The following is a 4,014-nucleotide window of genomic DNA, read 5'->3' as shown; positions in this document are numbered from 1 at the left end:
AATTTAATAGTGATTGACGCATTTGTGTCTTTTATATGGATATGTAAAATTACATATCCATATAGGAGTAACTAGCTTAAATACACCAAAATATTATTATCGTATACATAATAATATTGTTGCTACGAACACCACAGGAGAAAACTCCCCTCATGCACTTTAAGGCATAAATTGTCCATGAAATAATAATTTTTGCTTATATACTTACTATTCATTATAGGAATACAAAAAGCGATTCTTTTCACATTAAAAAGAATCGCTTTCCAAGTTCATATTTTTAATTACATTAAATAAAGAATTGTGAGATTATCACCTAAGAGCATTAACTATAACTTCAGCAGCCTTTGCAATTAGTTGATTATCATAGGTAGCCTCTTTCTCATCTTTACTAGATAAAATTGCGATGATAATAGGTGCTCTATTCGGCGGCCAAACGATAGCAATATCATTTCGTGTCCCATAACTTCCAGCTCCTGATTTATCTCCAACTACCCAGTCAGTTGGTACGCCTGCACGAATAAGTTTGTCTCCTGTAGCATTTCCTTTCATCCACTCTGTAAGAATTTTACGTTTATCAGCTGGAAGTGCATTTCCGACCGTAAAAGCCTTAAGATTGGTAGCAATTGCTTTTGCTGTACTAGTATCACGAATGTCTCCTGGAATAGCCTCGTTTAACTCTGTCTCAAAGCGATCAGCCATAGTAACCCGATCACCCATCTGTCTAAGCGCTTTTTCATATCCCTTAGGTCCGCCTATTTTATGAAATAAAATGTTCCCTGCAGTATTATCACTGGAACGAACAGCTGCCTCAGCAATTTCTCCTAGTGCCATTCCGGTATCTACATGTTTCTCAGTAACAGGTGAATATTCCACTAAGTCGTCTTTCGTATAAGTGATAACTTCATTTAATTTCTCAATTGAGTTTTGCTGTAGCAATACTCCTGCCGCTAATGCCTTGTAGGTTGATGCAAAGGCAAATCTTTCGTTAGGTCGATAAGCAATTGTTCGATTTGTACCAGTATCAATAGCATACACACCTAATCGAGCATCAAATTTTTTCTCAAGTTGAGAGAATTCTTTATACGTCGCATGATTTTTATGTTTAACTGGTCCGGTCTTTTCTTTCGCTTCAACTTGCAATGCCCCTCCTGTAAAAGCTTCTAGACTTGTAAGACTTAAACCTAATATACCAACGCATATACCTATTTTTAGCATCCTCTTGTTTTTCAAAATCATCATTCCTTTCAAATTTTCAATACTGAAAACAAGTAGTAAATTCAATACACTGTATCCTATTTGAACACCTTTTTTTATACGTACACATAATAGACCATCTAAGAAACAAGTTTGTTCCATAAATTTAAAACCTTTTTAACTAGTAGCAGAGGTATTAACAAAAGTAAGAGATAGCAACTATGATAGCTGCTATCTCTTATTTCAAATCTTCCTTTTTCTTTAACTTATAAAGGCTTTTATATAAACAGGGTCTCTTCCCCTGAGAAAAGTGCACAAATTTTACTAATTTTGATTCGAACTATCTGTACTAGCAGCTTCACCATGTATACGTTGCTTTTTTAAATCAAAGTATACATCTAAAATTTCCTTTCCAATTATAGAATTAATTCCATTTTTATCATCATGAAGCCATGGGACTACTACAGAAAATGCTACTTCTGGATTATCATATGGAGCATATCCAACTAGTGTTAAGTTGTAACATTCCATACGTTCTCCTTTTGCATTTCTACCAATTGAATCATCTCCACCATATACAGTTTGAGCTGTCCCTGTCTTTCCTGCTGGTTTATATGGCGCATTTTTGAAATACTTCACGCCAGTTCCATCACCTTCTTGGAATACCCATCTAAATCCTTCTTTTATCCGATCAATATGTTCTTTCTTCATATCAACTCGATTTAATACGACAGGCTCTATAGATTGTATAACTTTGCCAACTTCCTCTTCTTTTATTGATTGTTCTCCTATTTCTTGTACAATTTGGGGTTGCATTCGATATCCACCGTTTGCAATAGTTGAAATATATTGTGCCAGTTGCAATGGCGTATAAGTATCATACTGACCGATAGAAAAATCTAGTAAAAACCCAGGTTGACTATCTACTTTTCGCGTTTGTCCAGTTATTTCATTCGGTAAATCAATACCTGTTGGTACCCCTAAACCAAATTGTTTAAAATAATAACGCATCTTATCAAATGCTTCTTGTTTAATATCCAATGAACCATTCGGTACGTAATTAACTCCCGCAATTTTTAAAGCTGTCTGGAACATGTATACATTCGAAGATACTTGTAAAGCTCGTAAATCATTAATATTACCAAATCCGGATACATTCCATGATTTCTTGGCTTGTGTACCTTTAAATTTCATCGGTGCATCATAAAATTGATCTCCTGGCTGTATTGCCCCTGTCTCATATCCAGTTAATAACGTTGCCCCTTTTACAGCTGACCCTAGCTCATACGAAGTTGTCATGTTACCTAATGCCAAATCCTCAATCTCTATTTTCCCTTCTTTTTCTACAATCTTTTTCCCTGCCATAGATAAAATCTGTCCGTTATTTGGATTTGTCATGACGACAAACGCTCGGTCCAACAGTAGCTCTGAACTCTTAAAAGCTCTCAAATTTTTCTCTATACTTTCTTCCACTTTCTTTTGTAATTCCATATCAATCGTTAATGTTAAACTATTACCACTTTTTCCTTTAGAGATGATTTCTGTGTTTATAATGTTTCCAGATTTGTCAGTAACGTTTTTTACTTCTTCTTTTGTGCCGTGTAACACATCTTCATATCGTTGTTCAATATAACTTTTCCCCACACGATCATTACGATTATATCCACGTACCAAATAGGAATCTAAGTGTTCTTTTGGTAATCCTTCTTCACTACTTGTAATATTACCTAGCACTGAACGAAATAAATTACCATTTACATAATTACGTTCCCAATCAACTGTTGCATCTATTCCTGGAAACTCCGCAAGGTTTTCACTTATCCGCGCATACTCTTGATCTGTTACATCTTTTTTAATAATTTGTGGTGTTAGTTGATAACCGGAACTCATTCTACTTTTAATAGCTAACACCTTTAAATCTTGTGCTGTTAGTTCTGCCAATTCCACTTCTGTAACGCGACTTCGTCTTAAGTCTTCAATTTTTTTGTCTAGCTCTTTTCCCTCTATTCCCTTTTCTTTAAACTTTCCTATGTCTTTTTTAGTAATCTTTGATTCCGCACGTTTCGTATTCAATTGCATCCAGAAATCTTTTTTATCGATATCGGTTAACTTATTTATATCTTGCTCAGGCATTTCAAGTACTTTCGCCAAGTCTTTTGCTGTTTTTAAAATAGCTTCACCCGTTATCCCCTTCACCCTTGTATACGTAATCGTACGAAGAGATCGATTATTAACAACCATTTTCCCTTCTCGATCTAAAATTTGTCCACGTGGAACTGGAATACTAGTTGTTGCATTTTGACCACTTTCCACTTGGTTTTTATAAGCCTCTCCCTCAACGATTTGTACTTTTCCTAGTTGAATAATAATTGCTGAAAATAGTAAAAATATGCAAAGGAACATTATATTTAATCGAATAGATATATATGTCTTCTGCTTCTTTCCTTTTTGTTTTTTCATAAATCCTCCATATAATTCTTCCGGAACTCCTCACTAATACTTAGTAAAGAAATATACTAAATACGTTCCCTATATATTAGAAACCACCATTCAGTTATAAATAGTGTCTTATCTTTTTTTCTAAATCCTTGTAAGCACCAATTCCTTTTGGTTTAGCCGCGTAATTGATAAATCTCCCTTCCTGTTTTTCTCTCTATTTTTTTGTCGCTTGCATTAAAAATGCTGAACTGTATAATGATTCATATTAAACTTACACATAGACTTGCTAGTAACTTTTCATACTAATTATTCCTTTCTTCATGCTGTAATACTTAATAGACAACCTAAGTAATAAAGTTGTTCCACATTTACAAAAAAAAT

The 4,014-nt window shown here is 34.3% G+C and carries 2 protein-coding genes; both read right to left on the bottom strand.

What is annotated here, in order from left to right:
- Nucleotides 1-309: 309 nt before the first annotated feature.
- Nucleotides 310-1,236, bottom strand: a complete 927-nt coding sequence (gene bla, locus V7038_RS27535; RefSeq protein ID WP_430732243.1) for a class A beta-lactamase Bla1 — start codon at nt 1,234-1,236, stop codon at nt 310-312.
- Nucleotides 1,237-1,518: 282 nt separating this feature from the next.
- Entirely contained in the window at nt 1,519-3,654 is a 2,136-nt protein-coding gene (locus tag V7038_RS27530) for a peptidoglycan D,D-transpeptidase FtsI family protein (protein ID WP_335695941.1), read from the bottom strand.
- Nucleotides 3,655-4,014: the final 360 nt, after the last annotated feature.

The sequence above is a fragment of the Bacillus sp. JJ783 genome (assembly GCF_036963225.1).
In the GTDB taxonomy this organism is placed as follows: domain Bacteria; phylum Bacillota; class Bacilli; order Bacillales; family Bacillaceae_G; genus Bacillus_A; species Bacillus_A cereus_U.
The sequence above is the reverse complement of the archived record's forward strand: the minus strand, read 5'-3'. Positions and strand labels throughout refer to the sequence as shown.

Excerpts from the sequence above, each read along its gene's own strand:
- V7038_RS27530 (WP_335695941.1), bottom strand. The coding sequence starts at position 3,654 with ATGAAAAAACAAAAAGGAAAGAAGCAGAAGACATATATATCTATTCGA.
- bla (WP_430732243.1), bottom strand. The coding sequence starts at position 1,236 with ATGATTTTGAAAAACAAGAGGATGCTAAAAATAGGTATATGCGTTGGT.